Source organism: Microbispora sitophila, from assembly GCF_014892245.1.
GTDB lineage: Bacteria > Actinomycetota > Actinomycetes > Streptosporangiales > Streptosporangiaceae > Microbispora > Microbispora siamensis.
Genome location: NZ_JADBGC010000019.1, coordinates 139,378 through 164,492 on the forward strand (window position 1 = coordinate 139,378; position 25,115 = coordinate 164,492).

General features: G+C 71.6%; 22 protein-coding genes and 1 riboswitch. Of the genes, 10 read left to right on the forward strand and 12 right to left on the reverse strand.

The features are described 5' to 3' along the window. Window positions 1-99: 99 nt before the first annotated feature. Entirely contained in the window at window positions 100-1,563 is a 1,464-nt protein-coding gene (locus IL992_RS31195) for an NCS2 family permease (protein WP_226874089.1), read from the reverse strand. Between the two features lie 136 nt (window positions 1,564-1,699). On the opposite strand from IL992_RS31195, the gene IL992_RS31200 reads away from it, so the two are divergent. Beyond that, window positions 1,700-1,960, forward strand: coding sequence for a DUF2530 domain-containing protein (locus IL992_RS31200; RefSeq protein ID WP_204050657.1), 261 nt, complete (start codon window positions 1,700-1,702; stop codon window positions 1,958-1,960). Here IL992_RS31200 and IL992_RS31205 read toward each other — a convergent pair. Beyond that, window positions 1,940-2,314 (reverse strand): nuclear transport factor 2 family protein, encoded by a 375-nt coding sequence (locus IL992_RS31205; protein WP_319018951.1) that lies wholly within the window; start codon window positions 2,312-2,314, stop codon window positions 1,940-1,942. The two genes, IL992_RS31200 and IL992_RS31205, sit on opposite strands and share 21 nt — an antisense overlap. 128 nt (window positions 2,315-2,442) lie before the next feature. Between IL992_RS31205 and IL992_RS31210 the strand changes: the two genes are divergently transcribed. Continuing rightward, window positions 2,443-3,246, forward strand: a complete 804-nt coding sequence (locus IL992_RS31210; RefSeq protein WP_193206925.1) for a helix-turn-helix transcriptional regulator — start codon at window positions 2,443-2,445, stop codon at window positions 3,244-3,246. On the opposite strand, the gene IL992_RS31215 is transcribed toward IL992_RS31210, so the two are convergent. Then, window positions 3,243-6,215 carry a sacsin N-terminal ATP-binding-like domain-containing protein gene (locus IL992_RS31215; protein WP_193206926.1) on the reverse strand — a complete coding sequence of 991 codons (2,973 nt, stop codon included), beginning with the start codon at window positions 6,213-6,215 and terminating at the stop codon, window positions 3,243-3,245. The two genes, IL992_RS31210 and IL992_RS31215, sit on opposite strands and share 4 nt — an antisense overlap. A 2-nt stretch (window positions 6,216-6,217) precedes the next feature. Next, on the reverse strand, window positions 6,218-7,015 hold the full coding sequence (locus IL992_RS31220) for a DUF3027 domain-containing protein (protein WP_193206927.1): 798 nt from the start codon (window positions 7,013-7,015) through the stop codon (window positions 6,218-6,220). A 107-nt stretch (window positions 7,016-7,122) separates the two neighbouring features. Here IL992_RS31220 and IL992_RS31225 point away from each other — a divergent pair, with 107 nt between their 5' ends. Then, window positions 7,123-8,382, forward strand: coding sequence for an MFS transporter (locus IL992_RS31225; RefSeq protein ID WP_319018952.1), 1,260 nt, complete (start codon window positions 7,123-7,125; stop codon window positions 8,380-8,382). 123 nt (window positions 8,383-8,505) lie between these two features. On the opposite strand, the gene IL992_RS31230 is transcribed toward IL992_RS31225, so the two are convergent. Then, window positions 8,506-8,904, reverse strand: coding sequence for a cold-shock protein (locus IL992_RS31230; protein WP_142563567.1), 399 nt, complete (start codon window positions 8,902-8,904; stop codon window positions 8,506-8,508). Window positions 8,905-9,111: 207 nt separating this feature from the next. Here IL992_RS31230 and IL992_RS31235 point away from each other — a divergent pair, with 207 nt between their 5' ends. The 3 genes from IL992_RS31235 (at window position 9,112) to IL992_RS31245 (ending at window position 13,807) form a co-directional block, all read left to right on the forward strand. After that, window positions 9,112-11,499 (forward strand): helicase-associated domain-containing protein, encoded by a 2,388-nt coding sequence (locus IL992_RS31235; RefSeq protein WP_193206929.1) that lies wholly within the window; start codon window positions 9,112-9,114, stop codon window positions 11,497-11,499. 47 nt (window positions 11,500-11,546) lie between these two features. Next, a complete protein-coding gene (locus IL992_RS31240) occupies window positions 11,547-12,065 on the forward strand; it encodes an MgtC/SapB family protein (RefSeq protein WP_193206930.1) in 519 nt (172 codons plus the stop codon). An 86-nt stretch (window positions 12,066-12,151) separates the two neighbouring features. Next, on the forward strand, window positions 12,152-13,807 hold the full coding sequence (locus IL992_RS31245; protein WP_193206931.1) for a DNA repair helicase XPB: 1,656 nt from the start codon (window positions 12,152-12,154) through the stop codon (window positions 13,805-13,807). A 10-nt stretch (window positions 13,808-13,817) separates the two neighbouring features. Here IL992_RS31245 and IL992_RS31250 read toward each other — a convergent pair whose 3' ends face one another. Further along, window positions 13,818-14,357 (reverse strand): CGNR zinc finger domain-containing protein, encoded by a 540-nt coding sequence (locus IL992_RS31250; protein WP_193206932.1) that lies wholly within the window; start codon window positions 14,355-14,357, stop codon window positions 13,818-13,820. A 97-nt stretch (window positions 14,358-14,454) separates the two neighbouring features. Here IL992_RS31250 and IL992_RS31255 point away from each other — a divergent pair, with 97 nt between their 5' ends. Continuing rightward, on the forward strand, window positions 14,455-15,324 hold the full coding sequence (locus IL992_RS31255; protein WP_193206933.1) for an SCO6745 family protein: 870 nt from the start codon (window positions 14,455-14,457) through the stop codon (window positions 15,322-15,324). Between the two features lie 451 nt (window positions 15,325-15,775). Here IL992_RS31255 and IL992_RS31260 read toward each other — a convergent pair whose 3' ends face one another. Then, on the reverse strand, window positions 15,776-16,084 hold the full coding sequence (locus tag IL992_RS31260; RefSeq protein ID WP_193206934.1) for a hypothetical protein: 309 nt from the start codon (window positions 16,082-16,084) through the stop codon (window positions 15,776-15,778). A 137-nt stretch (window positions 16,085-16,221) separates the two neighbouring features. Here IL992_RS31260 and IL992_RS31265 point away from each other — a divergent pair, with 137 nt between their 5' ends. Next, complete coding sequence (locus IL992_RS31265; protein WP_193206935.1) at window positions 16,222-18,207, forward strand: HelD family protein; 1,986 nt, start codon at window positions 16,222-16,224, stop codon at window positions 18,205-18,207. Then, window positions 18,204-18,632: a GNAT family N-acetyltransferase gene (locus IL992_RS31270; protein WP_193206936.1), complete on the forward strand. Its 429-nt coding sequence runs from the start codon at window positions 18,204-18,206 to the stop codon at window positions 18,630-18,632. Before IL992_RS31265 ends, IL992_RS31270 begins: the two co-directional genes overlap by 4 nt. A 71-nt stretch (window positions 18,633-18,703) precedes the next feature. Here the strand turns inward: IL992_RS31270 and groL are convergent, their stop codons facing one another. The 5 genes from groL to IL992_RS31295 form a co-directional block, all read right to left on the reverse strand. Beyond that, a complete protein-coding gene (groL, locus tag IL992_RS31275) occupies window positions 18,704-20,326 on the reverse strand; it encodes a chaperonin GroEL (RefSeq protein WP_079319299.1) in 1,623 nt (540 codons plus the stop codon). 406 nt (window positions 20,327-20,732) lie between these two features. Next, entirely contained in the window at window positions 20,733-20,933 is a 201-nt protein-coding gene (locus IL992_RS31280) for a cold-shock protein (RefSeq protein ID WP_079319298.1), read from the reverse strand. Between the two features lie 256 nt (window positions 20,934-21,189). After that, window positions 21,190-21,465, reverse strand: coding sequence for a MoaD/ThiS family protein (locus IL992_RS31285; RefSeq protein ID WP_030509193.1), 276 nt, complete (start codon window positions 21,463-21,465; stop codon window positions 21,190-21,192). 45 nt (window positions 21,466-21,510) lie between these two features. After that, the gene (gene thrC / locus IL992_RS31290; RefSeq protein ID WP_193206937.1) at window positions 21,511-22,773 is read right to left on the reverse strand and encodes a threonine synthase; all 1,263 of its coding nucleotides are present in this window, start codon (window positions 22,771-22,773) and stop codon (window positions 21,511-21,513) included. Between the two features lie 14 nt (window positions 22,774-22,787). After that, window positions 22,788-22,927, reverse strand: a riboswitch (SAM riboswitch). 96 nt (window positions 22,928-23,023) lie between these two features. Then, window positions 23,024-23,575: an RNA polymerase sigma factor gene (locus tag IL992_RS31295; protein ID WP_193206938.1), complete on the reverse strand. Its 552-nt coding sequence runs from the start codon at window positions 23,573-23,575 to the stop codon at window positions 23,024-23,026. Window positions 23,576-23,678: 103 nt separating this feature from the next. On the opposite strand from IL992_RS31295, the gene IL992_RS31300 reads away from it, so the two are divergent. Continuing rightward, entirely contained in the window at window positions 23,679-25,103 is a 1,425-nt protein-coding gene (locus tag IL992_RS31300; protein ID WP_193206939.1) for an alpha,alpha-trehalose-phosphate synthase (UDP-forming), read from the forward strand. Window positions 25,104-25,115 lie beyond the last annotated feature (12 nt).

Here is a 25,115-nt window from a genome sequence, read left to right on the forward strand (position 1 = left end):
GGGGTCTCGCCGCCCCCGCCCCCCCCCCCCCCTCCCCCCCCGGGGGGGCCCCCCCCCCCCCCCCCCCCCCCCCCCCCCACGACGGCGACAGACGGCGGCTCAGGACAGGCCGAGCAGGCTCTTGAGGGGCTCCAACGCGAAGTACACGACGAACAGCGCGCCCACCAGCCACATCAGCGGGTGGAGCTCGCGTGCCCTGCCGCGGAAGACCTTGATGGCGATGTAGCTCACGAAGCCCGCGCCGATCCCGGCGGTGATCGAGTACGTGAACGGCATGAGCACGATGGTCAGGAACGCGGGGATCGCGGTCTCGAAGTCGCTGAAGTCGATCTCCTTGACCTGGGTCATCATCAGGAATCCGACGACCACGAGGGCCGGGGTCGCGGCCTCGAACGGCACGATCTCCGTCAGCGGGGCGAAGAACATGGCCAGCAGGAACAGCACGCCGGTGACGACGCTCGCCAGACCGGTACGCGCGCCCTCGCCGACGCCGGCCGCCGACTCGATGTAGGTGGTGTTGGACGAGACGCTGGCCGCGCCGCCGGCCGCCGCCGCGAGCGAGTCGACCAGCAGGATCTCCTTGGTGCGCTCGACGGTCCCGTCCTCCTGGACCAGGTTCGCCTGGCGGCCCACGCCGACGATCGTGCCCATCGTGTCGAAGAAGTCGGCGAGCATGAGCGTGAAGACGAACATCACGGCCGCCAGGCCGCCGATCTTGGCGAAGCTGCCGAACAGGCTGAACTGGCCGAGCAGCGACAGGTCGGGCAGCTCGATGAAGTTCTTCGGCCACGCGGGCACGTTGAGCGACCACCCGTTGGGGTTGCTCCCGTCGGGGGTCTGCGGCCCGATCTTGCCGATCGCCTCGACGATCATGGCGAGTACTGTGGTGCCGACGATCCCGAGCAGGATGGCGCCCTTGACCCTGCGGGCGACGAGGAAGGCCGTCACGAGCAGGCCGACGACGAAGACGAGCGTGGGCCACCCGGTCAGCGAGCCGTTGCCCAGCGCGCCGAGCTTGACCGGGACCGTGGTGTTGCTCGCGTCCGGCATGCGCCGGACGAACCCGGCGTCGACGAACCCGATCAGCGCGATGAACAGGCCGATGCCGACGCTGATCGCGGTCTTGAGCTGTGCCGGGATCGCGTGGAACACCGCCACGCGGAAGCCCGTCACCACGAGGATCGCGATGACGATGCCCTCGAGCACCACCAGGCCCATCGCGTCCTCCCACGACATCTGGCTGGCGATGCCGAAGGCGAGGAAGGCGTTCAGTCCGAGGCCGGTGGCCAGGGCGAACGGCACCCGGCCGAAGACGCCCATGATGATCGTGAGAATGCCGGCGGCGAACGCGGTGGCCGCGGCGACCAGCGCGATGTTGCGGTTGTTCCCGTCGCCGAGGAACTGGCCCGTCTTGTCGGCGACGGTGCCGATGATGAGCGGGTTGAGCACCACGATGTAGGCCATCGTGAAGAAGGTGGCGAAGCCGCCGCGGACCTCCTGTCCGACGGAGGATCCACGGGCTGAGATGGAGAAGTATCGATCGAGGAAATTAGGGGTGTTCATGGGGTTCGCATTCACGCGCGCAGAGTCGCAGGCCCTTACCATCCGCGGAAAGAGCCAGGGGAGCAGCGTTGTCCTTTCGTGACCGGTTTGTCATGAAGATACCGGCTCGCTGCCGCGACCTTCTAAGCTGGCTGGCGTGAGCGAGCGCCGGCCGGACCCCATGCCTCTCAGGACGAGGGACACCCTCACGATCCTGGTCGGGACGGCCCTGTGGGTGATCGCCCTGGCCGTCGTGTTGCTGGTGGTCAGACCGGCCGACCCGCGGCCGGTCTGGGTCTGCGTCGCGGGGATCGGCCTCGGCCTGTTCGGGGTCCTGTACATCCGCCGCCGCGACGCCCGGCTGCGCGACTCCGTTCCCGCCGCCGACGTCGGCGAGTCAGAACCCCGCCGCCCCTGAGGGGCGCTCCCACCACGTCAGGTGGGCGGCCGCCTCGGCCACCGGCTCGATGATCTCCCACGCCTCGGCGATCAGCCCGTCGTCGAGCCGCCAGATGTCGACGACCGCGATCTCCGGCCCGGCAGCGGGCAGCCTGCGCCGCGAGTGCATCACGACGAGATCACCGTCGGCCAGCACGTGCCGGATCTCCACCTGCATGCCGGCGAGCGGGACGAGCGCGGCGCGGACCGCGGCGAGCCAATCCGCCTTGGTCCTCGTCGCGTCCGGCCGGTGGTGGACGAAGTCGTCGCTCAGCGACGACGCGAGCGCGTCAACGTCACCGGTCGCGATCAGTGCCGCCAGTGCCTGTCGCACGATGCTCCTGTTGTCTGTGGTCATGTCCTTGGTTGGCATGGTCAGCAGTGTTTCCGCCGTTGGCGTGGATTGTCGATGAAGTGGCATTTCATCGGCGTACGGCTCGCCCGGGAGTAGCATCGGCGGCCATGCACACGGTCGGGGAACTGTTGCGGCGGTGGCGGCATCACCGGCGACTCAGCCAGCTGGATCTCGCGATCGCCGCCGACGTCTCGGCTCGCCACGTCAGCCTGGTGGAAACCGGCAAGTCCCACCCGAGCGCCGACATGATCCTGCGGCTCGCCGAACAGCTCGACGTGCCGTTGCGGGAGCGCAACCGGCTGTTGCTCGCCGCCGGCTTCGCACCCCGCTACGCGGAGCGGCCGCTCGACGGGGACGCGCTGTCGGCTGCCCGGGGTGCGATCGGGAGGGTCCTCCGGGCGCACGAGCCGTACCCCGCGCTGGTCCTCGACCGCCGGTGGAACATCGTGATGACCAACAGCGCCCTCGACCCGTTCCTCGCACACGTCGCGCCCGATCTGCTGCGGCCGCCGATCAACATGGTGCGGCTCGGGCTGGACCCGCGCGGACTCGCTCCGCACATCGTCAACCTGGCCGAGGTACGTGCGCTGCTGCGTATCCGGATCGGGCGTCAGCTCGTCGTCGCTCCCAGCGCCGAGCTCACCGCGCTCTACGAGGAGCTGCTGGCACCCGGTGCGGGCCGCGAGGACGCGCGGCACCCGATCGAGGCCGAGATCGCCGTTCCGATGATCTTCCGCTTCGGCGGACGGGAACTGCGGCTGTTCTCGACCACCACCACGTTCGGCACCCCGATGGACGTCACCCTGGACGAGGTCGCGATCGAGTCGTACTACCCCGCGAACGCGGAGAGCGCCGCGTACTTCACCTCGCCCGGCCGAGCCTCCTTCGACGTCCCCGGGCACCCCGCCTAGATCGAGGCCGTGGGGTCGAGGTCGGCCTCGGCGAGCAGCAGGGGGACCCGGGCGGGATCGCGCAGGAGCGCGGCCACGGCGAGGCGGTCGCCCCACTGGCCGGCCGCCCAGGCGAGGCCCCTCGCCAGACCGTCGACGCCGGTCGCGTGCACCGCGCCCTCGAAGAACCGCCACGGCACCGGACTGCCGTCCACGAGCAACTCGTCGTGCTCGACGTACGTCGCGGGGGCGCCGGGCAGCAGCGAGCGCACCTCGGGCGGCACGGGCCTTTCGGTTCCGGCCGAGGTGACCGCCCCGGTGACCACCTCACCGGCGAGCGGCAGGTCGAGCACCTCCGACAGCGCCTCGGCGAGGTCGAACGGCGCGAGCACGAGCGGCCGGTCCTCGACCAGGGCGAGCAGGTCGGGCGCCTCCACCACGACCGGGCCGTCCCCGACGTCCGCGACCGTGACCGTGCCCTTCAGCACGGCCCGTACGGCCTCGGGCGGACTCACCCGGGCGGGATCGACGGCCGCCAGCGCGATCCACAGGGACCGCAGCTGGGCCCGGTCGACCTCGAGCGACGAGTCGGCCAGCAGGTCGAGCAGCTCCTCCGGGCCGCCGTGCGAGTCGAGCAGGTCGGCGAGGGTGGACCGGACGCCGATCATCTTCAACGCGTCCTCGTCGATACCCGCCGGCGCCTCGCCGTACAGGCCGAACAGCAGCGGGTCGCCCGTCGGGAGCCGCAGCTCCGTCGGCCTGCGCCCGCCGAGCACCGGATGCCGCGACAGCCACCAGGCCGTGTACGACGGCACCTCGACGGTCTCCCCCGCCGCGAGCACCCGCATGGGCCGCAGGGCGGCGCGCAGCGGGGGCCGCGACAGCAGCGCGAGCGCGTTCGGCCAGTCGGCGACGTACTCCAGGTCGCGTACGGCGGTGAACTCCCGGACCACCGGCGGCACGTCGAGATCGGGCAGCAGGTCGAGCACGGCCTCCAGCCACTCGTCCTCGAGGTCGAGGTCGTGGTCGCACTCGGCGGGGTCGAGCAGCACGTCGGAGTCGTTGACCACGGCGAAGCCGTCGAGCACCCCGGCCGCCGCCAGCACGTGCGGGCCGAACTTCTCCACCAGGTCTGCGGCGGCGACGCCGAACGGCACCTCGGGGTCGATCAGGCCGGCCAGCGAGCCCTCGGCCAGCAACAGCTCACCCGCCGCGTACAGCTCGCCGTCGGCGCCGCGCAGCGCCAGGTCGGCCAGCCACGGGGCCTCCCCCGCGGTCAGGCCCGCCGCGTCGACCAGGGCCAGCACGGCCTGGGCCACCGGCTCCGGATCGGCGCTGTTCAGCGACTCCGACACGGCCGCGTGGGTGAGCGGGTCCTCCAGCACCGTACGCGGGGTCGCCTCGGCCGCGCCCAGCCGCAGCAGCAGCGGGTGGGCGGCGTCCGGGTGGACGATCCGCAGCCCGAGCGGCGCCAGCAGGGCAGGGTCGAGCGAAGCGAGCGAAGAGGCAGGGTCGAAGGTGCCTGACTCCTGCGACAGCACGAGCGTGCCGCGCGGGCCGCGCACGAGGCGGCCGTCGGCCAGCGGCACCGCGATCGCGCCGACCGCCTCCAGGTCGTCGGCGGGCAGCACCTCGTACAGCGACCGCCACCACGCCGGGTCCTTGTCCTCCACGGCCTCGCCGGACAGCATGTCGACGACGTCGGCCAGGTCGACCCGGCGTACGCCGAGCGTGGTCAGGGCCGGATGCCGGGAGGCCCAGCCCGCCGGCAGCAGCCCGGGGACGATTCCGGCGATCTTCGCCAGGAACTCGGCCGACCCCTCGACCGCACGCGCCTGATTGCCCGCGACGACGCCTTCGGAGATCGTCGGCAGCAGCGGCGTGTCCGGCAGCGCCTTGACGATCTCCCGCCTGATCGCCGCGTCCAGCGCGCCCTTGCCCATCAGGCCGGGCACGAGGTCGAGCAGGTCCGGGGTCGCCGGAAGCTCCCCCAGCAGCCGTACGTACGCCTCGGCGGCCCTGGCGACCAGGAAGTCGGTGAGCGGCCCGGGGGCGACGTGCCGCCGGTCGGTGGTCATCGGGAACGACGCGATCAGCAGGGCGGGCAGGTCGAGCGGCTCGTCGCTCGGCGTCGGCGCGTGCACCACCCTGTGCACAACCCCGCGGACGTCGCCGCGGCGGTCGCCGGGGACGGCCCAGCGGACCTCCCAGTAGGGCCGGGCCCGCTCCTCGGTCGGCCGGTCGGCGAACAGCTCGGCCACCTGCTCGGGAGTGAAGGTGCCGGACTCGGCGACCACGTGCCAGCCCTCGGCCGAGATCGTGCGGGTCCGCCCGTCCACCTCGATCTCGACCGTCTCCAGCGCCGGCATCGACAGCGGCAGCGCGGGCCCCGCCTCCTCGAGCATCCGCCGTACGGCCTGCTCGGCGACCTGGTCGCGCAGCGGGAGCCGGACGAGAGTGTCGAATCCCTCGGGGACGTCGAGGGAGTCGTCGGAGAACGGCAGCCGCAGCAGCGGGACGTGTCCCTCGCGGCCCTCCAGCTCGGCGGCGAGCTCCGGCCGGGCGGCGACGAGCGCGGCGGTCTCCTCCCGGGACCAGCGCACTCCTCCAGTCGCTCTGGAGGCGATCGAGGGCGCGTCGGTGACCGACACCACGGCGGCGAAGCCGACGCCGAACCGGCCGGCCGCCCCCGCCTCGTCCTTCTTGCCCGAGACGCGGAGGGTGGACAGACCCTCGACGCCGGTCTGGTCGAGCGGCGCGCCGACGTTGGCGGCCAGCAGCACGCCGTCGGCGAGCGTCAGCCGCAGGCGTCCCGGCACGCCGGCCCGCAGCGCGGCGTCGGCGGCGTTCTGGGCGAGCTCCACGACCAGCCGGTCGCGGTAGCCGCCGAGGGCGAAGTCCTCCTCGGCGTTGGCGTCCTCGCGGAAGCGGGCAGGCGAGGCCGTCCAGGCCGCGAGAACGGTGTCACGCAGGCGCGCGGTGTCAAACATGATCAGGCGTGGCCCAGGGGTTCGGAGCCGGCCTCGTCCACGGAGCCCGACTCGATGATGTCGTATCCCATGTCGTCCAGGATCGGGGGCGCCGGGTCCATGACCATCGAGGGCACGGTGGTCGCCTCGGAGTGCGCCCCGCAACCGTGGTCGGCGGACACCACGCGGCCGTCGTCCGGCGCGTACTCGTTGGTGCAGACGCCGAAGCCGAGGCCCAGCGCTCCGGCGAGCGGCCAGTAGAAGCCGCAGGTGGAGCACTGCGCCGGGGCGGCGTGCGCGATCGGGGTGTGCGGTCCGGCCTCACCGGCGCGCCAGCGCCGCGCGGCGAGGTCGCGGCCGAGCACCGACAGGACGCGGGCGCGTCCCAGGCCCAGCTCGAAGATCGCCTGCTTGTCGATGTCCTCGTCGGCGGAGGCGAACCCGGGCACGAGCCGGTCGTCGTCGGCCTCGGCCGGCAGCAGGTCGCCCACGCCGAGATCACCCGGGCGCAGCCGCTCGTTCCACGGCACCCAGGCAGGAGCGAGCAGCGCGCCCGAGCCGGGCAGCAGCACGGTCTCGCTCACGGTGACGACGCGGGCACGGGAAGCGCGGGTGACGGTGACCGCCCAGCGCCAGCCGCGGTAGGCGCGGTCGAGGCACTCGAAGTAATGGGTGACGACCCGGTCGCCCTCGTTGTCGAAGCCCAGGTGCTCTCCCACCTCCCCGGGACGCGCGATCTCCTCCGCGGCCCGGCGGGCGAGGTCGACCGCCGCCGCACAGGCCTGGTCGACTGGAGTGCTACGGATTCGGGTACGACTCACACTCCATTTTCACCCACGCCGCGAGCGGACCGCACCGGCTCGATGGGCAAATCGTGGAAGGACCCTCGGTGCCTATGGTGAAGATTTGGGCGAAAGTTACGCGTGTTGTGAGAGCACCGGCGCGGGCGACGCGCCGGCTCACGCACGCCCAGGGAGCGGGACGCACGGGCCTCGGCCGCCTCATCGAGTTGACGGCCGCGCATTCGGCCGGGGACGCGCTGGTCACCGTGGCCCTCGCCGGGGCGCTGCTGTTCGGGCTCCCGGTCGGCCAGGCCCGCGGCCAGGTCGCGGCGTACCTGCTGATCACCATGCTGCCGTTCGCGGTGGTGGCGCCCTTCGTCGGGCCGGTGCTCGACCGGCTCCGCTCGGGCCGCCGCTACATCATGGCGGGCACCCTGCTCGCGCGGGGCCTGCTGTGCTGGGGGATGGCCGGCGCCGTCCACACCTCCGACGCCGTCACACTGTTTCCTTCGGCCCTCGCCGTGCTGGTCCTGTCGAAGGCCTACAACGTGTCCCGGGCGGCGATCATGCCGAGCGTGCTGCCCGCCGACATCCCGCTGGTGACGGCCAACGCCAGGGTCGCGTTGTTCGCGCTGGTGTCGGCAGGCGTCGGCGCCGGCGTGGCCACCGGCCTGTCGGCCGCCGCCGGAGCCGACTGGGTGCTGCGCGGCGCCGTGCCGCTGTTCCTGCTGTCCGGGGTGTTCGCCGTACGGCTGCCGCGGCACGTGGACGCGCCCGACCTGGAGGACACCGAGCCGCGCCCCCGATGGCGCACCGTGCTCAACCTGGGTCCGGTGGTGGGCGAGGCCATGGGCGCCAACGCCGCGATCCGGGTCCAGTCGGGCTTCCTCGTGTTCTTCCTGCTGTTCCTCGTGCAGGACGGCCACCTGCGCGGCGTGGACCCGAAGGTCGCGCTGGCGCTGCTGGCCGCCGCCGCTGGCGCGGGCGGCCTGGCCGGGGCCGCCGCCGGCTCCTGGTCCCGCTCCCGGTCGCCGCACCTGACCGTCATGGCCACGCTCGCGCTGGCCACGGTCGCCACCGTCGCCGCGGCGTTCTTCTTCACCGTGTGGACCGCCGCCGCCGTGGCCCTCGTGGGCGCGTTCGCCCAGGGCCTCGGCAAGCTCGCGTTCGACGCCATCGTGCAGCGCGAGATCGGCGAGGAGGTGCGCTCCTCGGCGTTCGGGGTCGCCGAGACGCTGCTCCAGATCGCCTGGGTACTCGGCGGCCTGCTCGGCCTGGTGATGTCGCTGTTCGTGGCCGGTCCGGCCGGGCTCGGCGTGATGTCCGCCGCCCTCGCGCTCTCCTTCGGCCGCCTCGTCGTGCTCCGCCGCCGCAGGCTCGCCGCCCGCGCCGCCGCGGTCACCTGAACGTCCGAGGCCCGCCGCAGCCTGCTACACCCTGCTGCACTCTGCCGAATCATGCACTCTGCCGAATCCCTGCCGCACCCCGCCGCCCGAGCCTGTCTGGCCGGGCGGCGGGGACGCGCGCGATCAGGCGTCGAGGTCGTCGGCCACGGCGCGCAGCACGGTCGCGATCTTCTTGGCGTGCGCGGCGTCCGGGTGCTTGCCCCGCTGGTAGGAGTTCGAGATGTCGTCGAGCAGCTTGATCAGATCCTCGACGATCACGACCATCTCGTCGGGCTTCTTCCGCTTCGCCTTGCCCTTGACGGTCTTGGCCAGCGTCGGGGGCTGGTCGATCACCCGCACCGAGAGCGCCTGCTGACCGCGGCGGCTCTCGGCGACACCGAACTCGACCTTCTGCCCGGGCTTGAGCGCCTCCACCCCCTTGGGCAGGGCGGAGGAATGCACGAAGACCTCACCGCCGTCGTCGCGGGTGAGGAAGCCGAAACCCTTGTCGGCGTCGTACCACTTGACCTTGCCACTCGGCACAGGGGTGACCTCGTTCAGACTGTCGTGAAGGTGATGGATGTAGGTTATGCCCACAGACAGGCCCCGTGGACCCACCCGGAGGCGATTGAAGCGTCCCACGACCAGATTCGTGTGGATCTTCCGCCGCGGCGCCGCGCGAACGCGCGAAACCCCTGCCGTACGGGCGCTCCGGCGGCCGGATGAACGCCCCGCCCTACCATGGAGAGAATGACGGGCACGGACTTCAGCGAGTGGCTTCGCGGCCGTTCCGACGAGCGACTGCGGGCGCTCGTGGCGGCGCGGCCCGAACTCGTGACGCCCGTCCCCGCGCACATCGACGGTCTGGCCGCCCGCGCCTGCAGCCCCTCGGCCATCGGCCGGGCGCTCGACCGGCTCGACCGGTTCTCGCTCGCCGTGCTGGAGACGCTGGCCCTGCGGCCCGGCCCCGCCGATCGTGAGACGCTGCTGTCCCTGCTCCGCCGCGCCGTTCCCGATGATCGGGACGGCCAGGCGGTCGGGGCCGCCCTCGACGTCGCGCTCGACCTGCTGGCCACGCGCGCTCTGGTCTACGGGACCGAGGACGCACTGCTGCCCGCGCCGGGCGTGGCCGAGGCGCTCGAACCCCCGGCCGCACTGGGGCCGCCGGTCGCCGAGGTGTTCCGCCACCATCCGCCGGAACGGCTCGACGTGCTCCTGCGCGACATCGACCCGGCGTACGAGGGCGGCGGCCGGACTGACGGTGAACAGCCGGACGGCGGACGGCCTGCCAGGGAGCGGCTCGCGACGCTGCTGGCCGACACCGCGACGGTCACCCGGCTCGTCGGCGAGGTCTCCCCGCAGGCGAGGGCGGCCCTCGACGAACTCGTCTGGGGCCCGGCCAGCGGACGGCTGCCGAACGCCCGCCGCGAGGTGGACGCCGCGCGCGCCCAGTCGCCCATCGAGCAACTGCTGGCCCGCGGGCTGCTCGGCGCGACCGGGGAGGAGACCGTCGCGCTCCCCCGTGAGGTCGCCCTCGTGCTGCGCGACGGCCGCGTGCACCGCGACCTGTCGCCCGGCCCGCCCGCCCTGGAGGGGCCCGTACGCGACCAGGACCTGGCCGACCGCACGGCCGCCGGGCAGGCGTTCACGTTCGTGCGCACGGTTGAGGAGCTGTGCGAGGTGTGGAGCGTGGACCCGCCTGGCGTGCTGCGCGCGGGCGGCCTCGCCGTACGCGACCTCCGGCGGACGGCCCAGCTCCTCGACCTGCCGGAGTGGGCGGCGGGGCTGGTCGTCGAGGTCGCGCACGCGGCCGGGCTGGTCGCGGCGGGCGAGGGGGAATGGCTGCCGACGGGCGGCTACGACGGCTGGCGGATCAAGGCCACCGAGGACCGGTGGGCGGTGCTCGCCGACGCGTGGGCCGCGATGGAACGCGCCCCCGGACTGATCGGCGAGCGGGACGACCGCGACCGCCCGCTGAACGCCCTCCACCCCGATTTGCGCAGGCCGGGGGCGGCCCAGACGCGGGCGCGCACGCTCGCCGTGCTGGAGTCGGCCCCGCCCGGCCTCGCGCCGACGCCCGAGTCCGTGCTGGCCCGGCTCGCCTGGGAGCAGCCCCGCCGCCGCCCCGCGCTGCGCGACCGGCTCGTACGCTTCGCCCTGCGCGAGGCCGAGCACATCGGCGTGACCGGGCTCGGCGTGCCGTCCTCGCACGGCCGGGCCGTGGCCCGGGGCGACGGCACGGCGGCCGGGCTGCTCGGCCCGCTGCTGCCCGAGGCGGTCGACCACGTGCTGCTGCAGGCCGACCTCACGGCCGTGGCGCCGGGCCCGCTGACCACCGACCTCGGCCGCAGGCTCGCCCTCATGGCCGACGTGGAGAGCAAGGGCGGGGCGACGGTGTACCGCTTCTCCGAGCAGTCGGTCCGCCGGGCGCTCGACGCGGGGCACTCGGCCGACGACCTGCTCGCCGTACTGGAACGCCACTCGGCGACCCCGGTTCCGCAGCCGCTGAGGTATCTGGTCACCGATGTCGCCCGCCGCCACGGGCGGATCCGGGTCGGCTCGGCGTCGGCCTACGTCCGGTGTGACGACCCGGCCCTGCTCGACGAGGTGCTCGCCGACAAGCGGGCCCACCTGCTGCGGTTCCGGCGGCTCGCGCCGACCGTGCTGGCTTCCAAGACGTCCCGGGCCGCGCTGGTCGACTCGCTGCGGGCGATGGGGTACGCGCCGGTGGCCGAGTCGCTGGAGGGCGACGTGGTCGTCGCGCGGGCCGACGCCCGGCGGACCGAGGGGCAGCTCACCGCCCGGGTGACCGCGAGCACCGCGCCCGATCCCGAGGTGGTCGCCGCGGCCGTGCGGGCGATGCGGGCGGGGGACGACCGGCGGCGGCCCGTCGAGGCGCCGGAGGGCCAGGTGCCCCGCTCCCCCGCGACCGCCACGATCAGCGCGCTCCAGGAGGCCATCCGGCAGGGGTCGCGGGTGTGGATCGGCTACCTCGACTCGCAGGGACACGCCACCAGCCGCATCCTCGAACCGGCCCGGATGGAGGGCGGCTACCTCACCGCGTACGACGAGACCCGGGCGACCGTCCACCGCTTCGCCCTGCACCGCATCACCGGCATCGCCGAGATCGGCCGATGACACATCCGTGGTAAACCTTGAGGTCCCCCGTAGTAAAGGATTTCAGGGTGACGACTCCAGAACAGCCGGGGCAGGGACCCCAGGATTGGCAGACCCCGTCCAACCCCTATGGGCCGCCGTCCGGCTCCAACCCCTACGGCCAGCAACAGTACGGGCCGTATGGCCCGCCGCCGGGCCCCGACCCCAACCAGCAGTACGGGCAATACGGGCAGCCGGGGCAGTACGGCCAGCCGGGCCAGTACGGTCAACCGGGGCCGAACCCCTACCAGCAGCAGTACGGCTACTACCCGCCCGGCGGTTACCCGCCGAGGCAGGAGGGCCCGCGCACGCACGCGATCGTGGCCCTCGTCATCAGCCTCGTGCTGGCGTTGAGCTGCTACATCTCCCTCGGCGGCATCGCCGGGGCGATCCTGTCCGGGATCGCGCTCAGCAAGGTGGACACCGCGCCGGACCAGGCTCGCAATCTGCTGAAGTGGACGTGGATCGCCATCGGCATCAACGTCGTCCTGTTCGTGCTCGGGATCGGCGGGTTCATCTGGGCCGGGATCAACGGCTACCTGGACTGATTCCCGCGACTGGGACTGATTCGGCCCGGCCTCGTGTTTGATATGCGGTAGCCGTACGAGGGGAGCCGGCATGAGGGGGGCAGGCATTGAGTGACGGGCCGCTGATCGTCCAGTCCGACAAGACGCTGCTGCTGGAGGTCGACCACCCGAGGGCGGACGAGTGTCGCAAGGCCATCGCGCCGTTCGCCGAACTCGAACGCGCGCCCGAGCACGTCCACACCTACCGGGTCACCCCGCTCGCGCTGTGGAACGCCCGGGCCGCCGGGCACGACGCCGAGCAGGTGGTCGACGCGCTGATCGGCTTCAGCCGCTATCCCGTGCCGCACGCGCTGCTCGTGGACGTCGCCGAGACCATGGCGCGGTACGGCAGGCTGCGGCTGGAGAAGCACCCCATCCACGGCCTGGTGCTCACCAGCACCGACCGCGCCGTGCTGGAGGAGGTGCTGCGCTCCAAGAAGATCCAGCCGCTGGTCGGGGAGCGCTTCGGCGCCGACATCGTGGCCGTGCACCCCTCGGAGCGCGGCAACATCAAGCAGACGCTGCTCAAGCTCGGCTGGCCGGCCGAGGACCTGGCCGGGTACGTCGACGGCGAGCACCACCCCATCGACCTCCGCGAGGACGGCTGGTCGCTGCGGCCCTACCAGAAGGAGGCGGCCGACGCGTTCTGGCACGGCGGCTCCGGCGTCGTGGTGCTGCCGTGCGGCGCGGGCAAGACGATCGTGGGTGCGGCGGCGATGGCGCACGCCCGGGCGACCACGCTGATCCTGGTCACCAACACGGTCTCGGCCCACCAGTGGAAGCAGGAGCTGATCAGGCGCACCTCGCTGACCGAGGACGAGATCGGCGAGTACACGGGCACCAAGAAGGAGATCCGCCCGGTCACGATCGCCACCTACCAGGTCATGACGACCCGGCGGCAGGGCACCTACCGGCACCTTGAGCTGTTCGACGCCCGCGACTGGGGGCTCGTCGTCTACGACGAGGTCCACCTGCTGCCCGCGCCGATCTTCCGGATGACCGCCGACCTGCAGGCCCGCCGGCGCATCGGCCTCACCGCCACGCTCGTACGCGAGGACGGCCGGGAGGGCGACGTCTTCTCGCTCATCGGGCCGAAGCGGTACGACGCGCCCTGGAAGGAGATGGAGAACCAGGGCTACATCGCCCCCGCCGAGTGCGTCGAGGTGCGGGTGACGCTGAGCGACGACGAGCGGCTGGCCTACGCCATGGCCGAGAGCGACGAGCGCTACCGGTTCTGCTCGACCACGCCCGCCAAGACGAGGGTGACCGAGGCGCTGGTGCGGCGGCACGCGGACGAGCAGGTGCTGGTCATCGGGCAGTACATCGACCAGCTCGACGAGCTGGGCGAGCACCTGAACGCGCCGGTCATCAAGGGCGAGACCAAGGTCAAGGAGCGCGAGCGCCTGTTCCAGGCGTTCCGCGACAAGGAGATCCGGGTGCTGGTGGTCTCGAAGGTCGCCAACTTCTCCATCGACCTGCCCGAGGCGGCCGTGGCGATCCAGGTCTCCGGCACGTTCGGCTCGCGCCAGGAGGAGGCCCAGCGGCTCGGCCGGGTGCTGCGCCCCAAGGCGGACGGCGGCGGCGCCCGGTTCTACTCGGTGGTCAGCCGCGACACCGTCGACCAGGAGTTCGCCGCGCACCGGCAGCGGTTCCTCGCCGAGCAGGGGTACGCCTACCACATCATCGACGCCGACGACGTGGGCGAGGAGGACCCGGCGCGCTGACCTCCTCCGGTCACGTACGGCGCCGGGCGCGGTAGGCGCTGGCCTTGGCCCGGTTCTGACACGACAGATCGCAGAAGCGGCGCGAGGCGTTGCGCGTGGTGTCGAAGAAGACCAGGGAGCACGCCGCGGCCTGGCAGGCGCCGAGCCGCGCCCCCTGGCCCACACCGATGACCATGGCCAGCGCGGTGCCCATGTCGGCGGCCCAGGCGTCCACGAGCGTCGCGCCGGGCCGGTGGAAGGCCAGCTGAAGCGGCTTTCCCGGGTCGCCGTACAGGGTGGGCACGGCGCCGTGCCGCACCAGGAGGTCGTTGAGCCGCTCGGCTGCCTCGGGCAGGCGGTCCCGCGCGCCGTACAGCGGGCGCAGTTCGGCGGCCACCTCCGCGAGCCGGTCGGCGTCGGCCGCCGTGAGCCCGCTCGGAGGGCGACCGGCGGCGGCGAGGCCGGCGTGGATCGCGGCGAGCCGTTCGCCGCCCGTCCGCGGCGGTGTGACAGGGCGGCCGTGCACCGACTCGGCGGCGAGGGCGTTCACCAGGAGCACGGAGAGTTCCACCCTGCTCCCGACATAACTGTCTATTTCTGGTTGACCAGTGATGCGCCACGGCTCTACTGTCACTGTCGTAGCCTAACTAGACAGTGAGGTTTGAGGCATGTCCGTACGCCTGGCCCGCACCATGTGGCATCAGATCGAGCCGGTCCACGCCACCCTCTACTACAGCCCACAGGCCTTCGAGGAGGCCGCCGCGCTCGGTTACGACGTCACGACGCGCTGGCCGAGCTACTTCGCCTGGCGGACGGCGCCGCTGGGCGCGGCGGGACCCGCGCTGGTCGCCGCCACCTACTACAGCTTCAGCCCGAACATGATCGCCGAGTACGTGCCGGGCGTCTGGGAGACCGCGACGCCCGCACAGGTGCTCGACGCGCGGCTGCGGGCGATGGACCGGACGTTGCGCGGGCTCCTCGGCGACCGGATCGACGACGGCGTCAAGGAGGCGGCCGAGCTGGCGATCAGGGCGGCCGAGAGCGTGGACGTCGCCCACCGGCCGCTCGCCGCGGCCAATCTCGACCTCCCCTGGGCGGAGGAACCGCACGTGGCGCTGTGGCAGGCGTACACGGTGCTGCGCGAGCACCGCGGCGACGGGCACCTTACGGCCCTGCACGCCGCCGGCCTGGACGCCTGCGAGGCCCTGGTCTCCTTCGCCGCCGTCGGGGCGGCCCCGGCCGAGAACTTCGCCGGCCGCGGCTGGAGCGACGAGGAATGGGCCGCCGCGCGCGACCGGCTCGCCGGACGCGGGCTGATCGACGACGAGGGGACGGCCACCCCGGCGGGGCGGGCGCTGCGCGACCAGGTCGAGCGCATGACCGACGAGCTGGCGGCGGGCCCGTGGCGGGCGCTCGGCGAGGCAGGGGCCGAGCGGCTGGCCGAGCTCAACCGGCCGTTGCTCGGGGCCGTGTTCGAGTCGGGCCTGCTGCCCGCCGTCACCACACTCGGCATCGGCAAGATCCAGGCCCCCGAGTGAGGGGTGCCGGCCACCCACACGGCCGGCACTCAGCAGGGCGTCCACGACACCGTGGCCGGTGTTGGTCACTGCGCCGGAAGAAACCTCCGGCCCTCGCGAAGCCCGCTCCGCTCCCCGAGCCCGGTCAACGTGTGTGGACAGTGCTAGGTCCAGGAGATGCCCTTGGGCCTTGTCACCACATCACCCCCCTCGCGCCTTACCCTCCCATGATGCAGTCGTGATGGCGGCAATACCCAGCAGACAAGGCGAATCACGCAATATGCGCATTTTTCGTCTTACTCCTGGTTTCTCGCTGCCCGTTCCTCGCCCGCCGGTGAGCACGCACGGCTCACACAACGCGACATATCAGGACAAATCACCCCACTACTGCATGCCGTTTCTCCGGCGGCCTGAGGATGGAGCGCTCCACCCACTCCGCCGGCAAGCTTTCCGTGCGATCACCGAGACGCGGTCATTGGGCGGCCAGGCCGCCGACGAACAGCACCGCGAGCGCGACGATCCAGGCTCCCGCGGCGACGCCGTACAGGGACTCGCGCCTGGCGAGCCAGGCGACCCCGGTGGCGCACGCCGCCACCACCGCGACCATCACGGACAGCGCGACCACTGAGGCGATCCGGTCCGCGCAGTCCGGCGACGGCGCCGGGCTCGTCATGCAGAAGGCCTGCCTGCTCCAGTCGCCGAAGACCGCGAACCCCCACAGCGTGGCGAGCAACAGGCTCGCCGCCGCCTGGATCTCCGGAGGAACCATGGTGCGCGTCACCCGGGTACAGATACCCGCCCCGGGAAACGGCGACACGCGAGAGAAATACCGTTTCGGCATTGCGGTACCCATCGCTAAGCTCTTGTGCTTCCCGCTTCCACCAGTCCTGTCCCCGTCATGCCCGGAGGAGCTTCCGCATGCCCGGAAATGTGCTCGAAGCCGAGCGCGCCCATCTCGCGGCCTCCCGCGCCGCGCTGCGAGCGATGCGAGAGCACGCGCAGTCGCTGTCGGCGGACGCCGCCGGCGACTGGGTGTCCCAGCAGGTCCTGCAGGGCCTGCTGGACCAGCGAGTGGCCGCACTGGCCGACCACCCCGACGCGCCGCTGTTCTTCGGCCGGTTGGACCGCGCGGCCGGCGACGACCTGCCGGGCACGGTCTACGTCGGCCGCAGGCACGTCCACGACGAGAGCAGCCGGCCCCTCGTGATCGACTGGCGCGCCCCGATCTCGCGCGCCTTCTACCAGGCCAGTCCCGCCGACCCCATGGGGGTCGCGCTGCGCCGCAGGTTCGGCTACCAGGGCGGCGACCTCACCGCGTACGAGGACGAACCGCTCGACGGCAGGGCGCTCGGGCAGAGCAGGCTGCTGACCGAGGAGATCGAGCGGCCCCGCACCGGCCCGATGCGCGACATCGTGGCGACCATCCAGCCCGACCAGGACGAGATCGTCCGTGCCGACCTCGGTGTGACCGTCTGCGTGCAGGGCGCGCCGGGCACCGGCAAGACGGCCGTGGGCCTGCACCGCGCGGCCTACCTGCTGTTCACCCACCGGGAGAAGCTGTCGCGCTCGGGCGTGACGATCGTCGGGCCCAACCGGGCCTTCCTCTCCTACATCTCCTCGGTGCTGCCCGCGCTCGGCGAGGTGAAGGTCGACCAGACGACGGTGGCCGGTGTCCTGGGCGACCACGCCCATCCCGAGGACCCCGCGGTGGCGGCCGTGAAGGGCGACGCCCGCATGGCCGAGGTCGTCAAGCGGGCGCTGTGGCTGCACGTCACCAAGCCGGCCGAAGGGGTGCTGTTCACCAAGGGCATCAACCGCTACCGGGTGGCCGATCACGAGGTGCGTGAGATCGTCGCCTCGCTGCGCGGCACGACGAGGTACGGCCCGGGCCGCGCCACCCTGGCCCAGCGGCTCGCCCACGCCGTGCTCGTGCAGATGGAACGGCGCGGCGAGTCGCCCGACGACCGGGTGCAGGACGCGGTGGCACGATCGAAGCCGGTCAAGGCCGTGCTGGACGCCGTCTGGCCGAAGCTCACCCCCGAGCAGGTGCTGTTCCGGTTGCTGTCGGACCCCGAGTTCCTGGCCAAGGCGGCCCGGTCGGACCTCTCACCGGAGGAGCAACAGCTCATCGTGTGGCGCAAGCCGTACAAGTCGCACCGGTCGGCCAAGTGGACGTCCGCCGACGCGGCGCTGCTGGACGAACTCGGCGACCTGATCGAGCGGACGCCGTCGCAGGGGCACCTCGTGGTGGACGAGGCGCAGGATCTGTCGGCGATGCAGTTGCGCGCGCTCGGACGCCGCTGCCGCAACGGTTCGGCGACCGTGCTCGGCGACCTCGCGCAGGGCACCACGCCATGGTCGGCGCGTTCGTGGAAGACCGTGCTCGACCACCTCGGCCAGCCCGCGGGCGAGGTCACCGAGCTCACGCTCGGCTTCCGCGTGCCCCGGGAGGTCCTCGACTTCGCCGCGCGGCTGCTGCCCTCCGTCGCGCCGGAGCTCGCCCCGCCGCGCTCGCTGCGTCCCGGCGCCGGCTCCCTGTCCGTACGCCGCGAGACCGACGTCGCCGCCGCCCTCCCCGAGGCCGTACGGCAGGCCCTCGCGCAGGAGGGCTCCATCGGCGTCATCGCGGCGGACTCCGGCCTTCCCGCGCTCTCGGCGGCCCTGGAGGCCGCCGCGGTGCCGCACACGGTGCTCGGTCCCGACTCGACGGGCGACGACCGGGTGCTGCTGGTGCCGGCGACGCTCGCCAAGGGCCTGGAGTACGACCACGTGATCGTCGCCGAGCCGGCCGCGATCGCGGAGGCCGAGGAGCGCGGCCTCGCTCGGCTCTATGTGGTCCTCACCCGGGCGGTAACGTCACTGACCGTCCTGCACAGCCACGACCTTCCCGAGGAACTGCGATGAACCCGCCCGATGTACGCATCCGCCACGGAGCGCTCGACGACGTCCCAGCCGTGCTGCGGTTCTGGCTCGAGGCCGCGGAGAACACCGACAGGCACGACGACGCCGGCAAGGTCGTGGCTCTGATCGAACGCGATCCCGAGGCGCTGCTCATCGCCGAGATCGACGGCCGCATGGCCGGCACGCTCATCGCCGGGTGGGACGGCTGGCGCGCCCACCTCTACCGGCTCGCCGTGGACCCGGCCCACCGGCGCATGGGCATCGGATCGCGGCTGATCCGGGCTGCCGAGGAGCGGTTCAGGAAGTTCGGCGCGTTCCGCGCGGACGCGATGGTCCTGCACGACAACGCTCTGGCGCACCACGCCTGGACGGCGGCGGGATACGCGATGCAGACCGACTGCGCCCGCTGGGTCAGGCGCCTCACCTGAGGCGCACAACGGGAAAGGGCGGCTCCCCGAGGGGGAACCGCCCTTCCGTTGAGACGAAGCAGGCAGATGGATCAGAAGTCCATGTCGCCGCCGCCGGGCATGGCGGGGGCCTTCTCCTTCTCGGGCTTCTCGGCGATGACGGCCTCGGTCGTCAGGAACAGCGCCGCGATGGACGCCGCGTTCTGCAGCGCCGAGCGGGTGACCTTGGCCGGGTCGATGATGCCGGACTCGAACATGTTGACGTACTCGCCGGTCGCGGCGTTGAGGCCCTCACCAGCCGGGAGGTTGCGGACCTTCTCCACCACGACGCCGCCCTCGAGGCCGGCGTTGACGGCGATCTGCTTCAGCGGCTCCTCGAGGGCCTTGCGGACGATCGCGGCACCGGTGGCCTCGTCGCCGTTGACCTCGAGCTTGTCGAACGCGTTGGCGCCGGCCTGCAGCAGGGCCACGCCACCGCCGGGGACGATGCCCTCCTCGACCGCGGCCTTCGCGTTGCGGACGGCGTCCTCGATGCGGTGCTTGCGCTCCTTGAGCTCGACCTCGGTGGCCGCGCCGGCCTTGATGACGGCGACGCCGCCGGCCAGCTTGGCGAGGCGCTCCTGGAGCTTCTCGCGGTCGTAGTCGGAGTCGGTGCGCTCGATCTCGGCGCGGATCTCGTTGACCCGGCCGGCGATCTGCTCGGCGTCACCGGCGCCGTCGACGATCGTGGTCTCGTCCTTGGTGACAACGACCTTGCGGGCACGGCCGAGCAGGTCGAGGGTGGCGTTCTCGAGCTTGAGACCGACCTCCTCGGAGATGACCTGGCCACCGGTCAGGATGGCGATGTCGCCCAGCATGGCCTTGCGGCGGTCGCCGAAGCCCGGAGCCTTGACGGCCACGGACTTGAACAGGCCGCGGATCTTGTTGACGACCAGGGTGGCCAGGGCCTCGCCCTCGACGTCCTCGGCGATGATGACCAGCGGCTTGCCGGACTGCACGACCTTGTCGAGCAGCGGGAGCAGGTCCTTGTTCGCCGAGACCTTGGAGTTGACGATCAGGATGTACGGGTCCTCGAAGACCGCCTCCATGCGCTCGGGGTCGGTCACGAAGTAGCCGGACACGTAGCCCTTGTCGAAGCGCATGCCCTCGGTGAGCTCCAGCTCCAGGCCGAAGGTGTTGCTCTCCTCGACGGTGATGACGCCTTCCTTGCCCACCTTGTCCATCGCCTCGGCGATGAGAGCGCCGATCTCGGTGTCGGCGGCGGAGATGGAGGCGGTGGAGGCGATCTGCTCCTTGGTCTCCACGTCCTTGGCGAGCTTCGACAGCTCCTCGCTGACACGCTCGACGGCGGCCTCGATGCCCTTCTTCAGCGCCATCGGGTTGGCACCGGCGGCCACGTTGCGCAGACCCTCGCGGACCAGCGCCTGGGCGAGCACGGTAGCCGTCGTGGTGCCGTCACCGGCGACGTCGTCGGTCTTCTTCGCGACTTCCTTGACGAGCTCGGCGCCGATCTTCTCCCACGGGTCCTCGAGCTCGATCTCCTTGGCGATGGAGACACCGTCGTTGGTGATCGTGGGGGCGCCCCACTTCTTCTCCAGCACGACGTTGCGGCCCTTGGGGCCGAGGGTCACCTTCACGGCGTCGGCGAGCTGGTTCATACCGCGCTCGAGACCGCGCCGGGCGTCCTCGTCAAACGCGATCATCTTGGCTGCCATTAGGCTAGACCTCCCAGTAGCAGGGTGTCTTCAACGGACCGAGCCGACGCCCGCGACGGCGCGGACCCGCTATCCCTGCGCGGGCCCCATCGCCCCGATCCCGGTTGTTGTCACTCTCGACCTCAGAGTGCCAAACAAGTATTTAGCACTCTACCCATGAGAGTGCAAGCGGAAGCCGTGCTGACCAGCTTGGACGGTATGTCCAGACCAGTGCGAAGCGGGAGACACCGAGCGAGCCGGAGGGGCGCGCCGGTGTCTGGACCGAGGAACGAGCGAGCACGTGACGAGGGCTGTGCTCCCGGCGCGCCTCCGGCGCGACCCCGCGGATAAGAGCGCCCCGACGAGCGAAGCGGAAGGCCCGGCACGCGGTGTCCGCGTGCCGGGCCTTCCAAGGTCGATGACGGGATCAGACGGCCCGTACGGCTTCCGCCTGCGGGCCCTTCTGACCCTGCGTGATGTCGAACTCAACCCGCTGACCCTGCTCGAGGGCCTTGTAGCCGTCCATCAGGATTGCCGAGTAATGGACGAACACGTCCTTACCACCGTCTACCGCGATGAAGCCGTAGCCCTTGTCCGCGTTAAACCATTTGACGGTGCCCTGCGCCACTTCCGACTCCTCTTGCTGGGCTGGGGACCACACCCAAGAAGCCCCCGGTTTTGTCGATCGTCCTCGACCATACCCGTGTCAAGGCGTAGGACAACAGAGTCAATCCGCAAACTACTACTTGGCGTTCGCTCAAAGCGGGATCGAAGAATATTCACTTTGCTGTTGAATAGTTGAGAGCTGCACCATTTGCCATGGCATCGCATGACTTCTTCATCGATAGAAGTGCATGTCAGGTGCTCGGCCCCGGCGCGGCGGCTCAGCCTCCGGCGACGGCGGGGATGACCGAAATCTGCACCCCGTCCGGCGTGGCGGTGTCCAGACCGTCGGCGAATCGGACATCCTCTTCCCCGACGTAGACGTTGACAAAACGCCGGATCTTACCCGTCTCGTCCAGGATGCGCCCGCCGATGCCGGGGTAGTCCGCGTCCAGCTTCTGCAGGACCTCCCGGAGCGTTCCCCCCTCCCCGCTCACCTCCGCGGCTCCGTTGGTGTACGTCCGGAGAATCGTCGGAATCCGCACGGAAACGCTCATTGTTCGCTCGCTTTCGTTACTACCGATGGGCCTTTTGAAACGCTTTCAGTTGGCAAATGCCGTACGGAACGCGTCGAGAGAGGGACGGATGACTGCGGCGGGACGGGCGTGCTCGGCCACCGCGTCGAGCGTCTTCAGCCCGTCGCCGGTGTTCAGCACCACGGTCTCGGCGTCGGGGTCGAGGCGGCCCTCGCGCACCAGCTTGCGCAGCACGCCGACCGTGACACCGCCCGCGGTCTCGGCGAAGACGCCCTCGGTCCTGGCCAGCAGGCGGATGGCCTCGACCACTTCCCGGTCGTTCACGTCCTCCACCGCGCCGCCCGTCCGCCGCGCGATGTCGAGCACGTACGGCCCGTCCGCCGGGTTGCCGATCGCCAGGGACTTGGCGATGGTGTCGGGCCGCACCGGCTGCACGACGTCCTGCCCGGCCTTGAAGGCCCGGGAGACCGGCGAGCAGCCCTCGGCCTGCGCCCCGAAGATCCGGTAGGGCCGCTCCTCGACCAGCCCCAGCTTGATCAGCTCACGGAAACCCTTGTCGATCTTGGTGAGCTGGGAGCCGGAGGCCACCGGGATGACGATCTGGTCGGGCAGCCGCCAGCCGAGCTGCTCGGCGATCTCGTACGCCAGCGTCTTGGAGCCCTCGGCGTAGAAGGGCCGGAGGTTGACGTTGACGAAGCCCCACTTCTCGCCCAGCTCGTCACCGATGAGCTCGGAGCAGAAGCGGTTGACCTCGTCGTAGTTGCCGTCGATGGCGACCAGGCGGCCACCGTACACGGCGGCCATGGTGACCTTGGCCGGCTCCAGGTCGGCGGGGATGAACACGCAGGAGTCCAGCCCGGCCCGGGCGGCGGCCGCGCTCACCGCGCCGGCGAGGTTGCCGGTCGAGGAGCACGACAGGGTGTGGAAGCCGAAGTTGCGCGCGGCCTCCAGCGCGATCGCGACGACCCGGTCCTTGAAGGAGTGGGTCGGGTTGCCGGAGTCGTCCTTGACGTGAAGCGACCGCAGGCCCAGCTCGGCCGCCAGCCTGTCGGCCTTCACGAGCTTGGTCCAGCCGGGCTGGAGGTTGGGCTTGGCCGCCACTCCGGCGGGAACGGGGAGCAGGGAGCGGTATCGCCAGATGTTCGCCGGGCCCGACTCGATGTCCTCCCGGCGAACCTCGCCGAAGTCGTACGCCACCTCAAGTGGGCCGAAACACTCCGTACAGGCGAAAATCGGACCGAGGTCATAAAGAGCGCCGCATTCGCGACACGAAAGACCGGTGGCGGGGCCGAACTCGACGGTGTTCGCGGCAGTGCTGGTGTGCGCCATGAAGCGAGGCCTTTCCCTCATCTTCGCTCGCGACCACCTTGGCCGCGAGCCGGAATTGGCACCTGTCCCGGCCGGGCCTCGTGGGCACGAGTTCGACACCGGGGAGGTTGCCGGGGCTTCGCAGGGCCGGTCCCTCCACCCCTCTGGATGAGCATGTTCAGTTGTAAGACCTTCCGGGGAAGGTCCCTAGCACTGTACCCCGGCGTCCCCGGTGTCCGTTCCGACGTCTCACATAGCGAGACGTTTCGTATCAGCCGTACGCCTCACCGAGGGCGCTCTGCACGTACTTGCGCGCCTGGTGGATACGGGACTTGACCGTCCCGAGGGGGATCTTCAGCTGGTCGGCGACCTCCGAGTAGTCGAGCTGGCAGATGTCGCGCAGCACGAGCGCCTGGGCGAGGTCGGGCCGCTCGGCCTCCAGCGCCTCCATCGCGTCGAGCAGGTCGAGCCGCGAGCCGGCGATGACGCTCACCCGCCGCGGATCGGGCCGCTGCTCGGGCAGTTCCTCCGCCTGCTCCGACGAGCGCCGCTTGAGCGAGCGGTAGGTGGTCCTGGCGCAGTTCACGGTCACGATGTGCAGCCAGGTGCTGAACTTGGCCCGCCCCTCGAACCTCGCGATGTTGCGCGCCACGGCGAGCAGCGTGTCCTGCGCGGCCTCCTCGGCGTCCTGCCGATACGGTAGAAGGCGCTCGCAGTGCCGCAGCACGTCGGGCTCGATGCGCCGCAGCAGTTCACCGAGCGCGCGATGGTCCCCCTGGGCAGCCGATCGGGCCAGGTCCTCGGTCGTGTCGTCCAGTGCCATGCCGTATTCAGCCCTCCCGCGATCGGTTGACATCCTATTGACGGAGGTCGGCTTTTATTAATCTTCCGGCATGCGCGCCCGCTCTGATCGAGGGAACCCCAAGATGAGCAGCACCGTTCTTATCGCGTCCAACCGGGGCCCGGTGTCCTTCACGCTGTCGGACGACGGCGGCCTGACCATGCGCAGGGGCGGGGGCGGGCTCGTCTCCGGCCTGTCCGAGGTGGTCAGGGACACCGACGTCCTGTGGGTCTGCGCGGCGCTGTCGGACGGCGACCGGGGCGCGGTGCGTCAGGCGCCCGGCGGGCGGCTCGACCGGGGCTTCGAGACGGGGCCGATCCGCATGCTGGACATCCCGCCCGCGGTCTTCCACCGGGCCTACAACGCCGTGGCCAACTCGACCCTCTGGTTCGTCAACCACCTGCTTTACAACATGCCCTTCTCCCCCGAGTTCGGCACGCGGTTCCATCGCGAGTGGGAGTCGTACCGCACGTACAACGGCGCCTTCGCGCTGGCCCTCGCCGAGGAGGCGGCCCACCGGGCGCGCGTCATGGTGCAGGACTACCACCTGACGCTGACCCCGGCGATGCTCCGGGTCGAGCGGCCCGACCTGCGCATCGCCCACTTCTCGCACACGCCCTGGGCGCCGCCCGAATACTTCGCGCTGCTGCCCGAGGACGTCGTGGCCGAGGTGCTGACCGGCATCCTCGGCGCCGACCACGCCGGATTCCTCACCGCGCGCTGGGCCCGCGCCTTCATGGACTGCTGCGAGACGCTGCTCGGGGCCAGGGCCGACCACGCCGCCCGCACGGTGACGTACGACGGGCGGACCACCAGGATCGGCGTCCACCCGCTGGGGGTGAACGGCGAGGCGCTGCTCGCCCGGGCGGCCGAGCCGGACGTCGAGTCGCACATGACCGTGATCAGGGACCTCGTGGGCGACCGCAAGCTGATCGTGCGCATCGACCGCACCGAGCTGTCCAAGAATATCGTGCGCGGCCTGCGGGCCTACCAGGAGTTCCTGGCCGCCCATCCGGAGTGGCACGGCCGGGTCGTCCACCTCGCGTTCGCCTACCCCTCGCGGCACGACCTGCCGGAATACCGCGAGTACACGGCGGCCGTGCAGCGCTGCGCCAAGGAGATCGAGGACGAGTACGCGACCGAGGACTGGGACCCGCTGATCCTCAACGTGAACGACGACTACCCGCGCTCGCTGGCCGCCTACCGGCTGGCCGACGTCCTGCTCGTCAACCCGATCAGGGACGGCATGAACCTGGTGGCCAAGGAGGGCCCGATCCTGTCGCCCCGGTGCGCGCTGGTGCTGTCCCGCGAGGCGGGCGCGGCGGCCGAGCTGGGGGCCGACTCCCTGCTCGTCAACCCCTACGACGTGTCCGGCACGGCGGCGGCGCTGCACGAGGCGCTGACGCTGCCGGAGCAGGAACGGCTCGCGCGCGGCCTGCGGCTGCGGGAGGCCGCCACCGCCCTGCCGCCCCAGCGCTGGTTCGAGGACCAGCTCGCCGCGCTGCGCTGAACCGGACCGGTG

Coding starts and splice junctions, on each gene's coding strand:
- IL992_RS31300 (WP_193206939.1), top strand. CDS start 23,679: ATGAGCAGCACCGTTCTTATCGCGTCCAACCGGGGCCCGGTGTCCTTC.
- IL992_RS31235 (WP_193206929.1), top strand. CDS start 9,112: ATGACGGGCACGGACTTCAGCGAGTGGCTTCGCGGCCGTTCCGACGAG.
- IL992_RS31195 (WP_226874089.1), bottom strand. CDS start 1,563: ATGAACACCCCTAATTTCCTCGATCGATACTTCTCCATCTCAGCCCGT.
- IL992_RS31255 (WP_193206933.1), top strand. CDS start 14,455: ATGTCCGTACGCCTGGCCCGCACCATGTGGCATCAGATCGAGCCGGTC.
- IL992_RS31285 (WP_030509193.1), bottom strand. CDS start 21,465: ATGAGCGTTTCCGTGCGGATTCCGACGATTCTCCGGACGTACACCAAC.
- IL992_RS31210 (WP_193206925.1), top strand. CDS start 2,443: ATGCACACGGTCGGGGAACTGTTGCGGCGGTGGCGGCATCACCGGCGA.
- IL992_RS31295 (WP_193206938.1), bottom strand. CDS start 23,575: ATGGCACTGGACGACACGACCGAGGACCTGGCCCGATCGGCTGCCCAG.
- IL992_RS31215 (WP_193206926.1), bottom strand. CDS start 6,215: ATGTTTGACACCGCGCGCCTGCGTGACACCGTTCTCGCGGCCTGGACG.
- IL992_RS31270 (WP_193206936.1), top strand. CDS start 18,204: ATGAACCCGCCCGATGTACGCATCCGCCACGGAGCGCTCGACGACGTC.
- IL992_RS31265 (WP_193206935.1), top strand. CDS start 16,222: ATGCCCGGAAATGTGCTCGAAGCCGAGCGCGCCCATCTCGCGGCCTCC.
- groL (WP_079319299.1), bottom strand. CDS start 20,326: ATGGCAGCCAAGATGATCGCGTTTGACGAGGACGCCCGGCGCGGTCTC.
- thrC (WP_193206937.1), bottom strand. CDS start 22,773: ATGGCGCACACCAGCACTGCCGCGAACACCGTCGAGTTCGGCCCCGCC.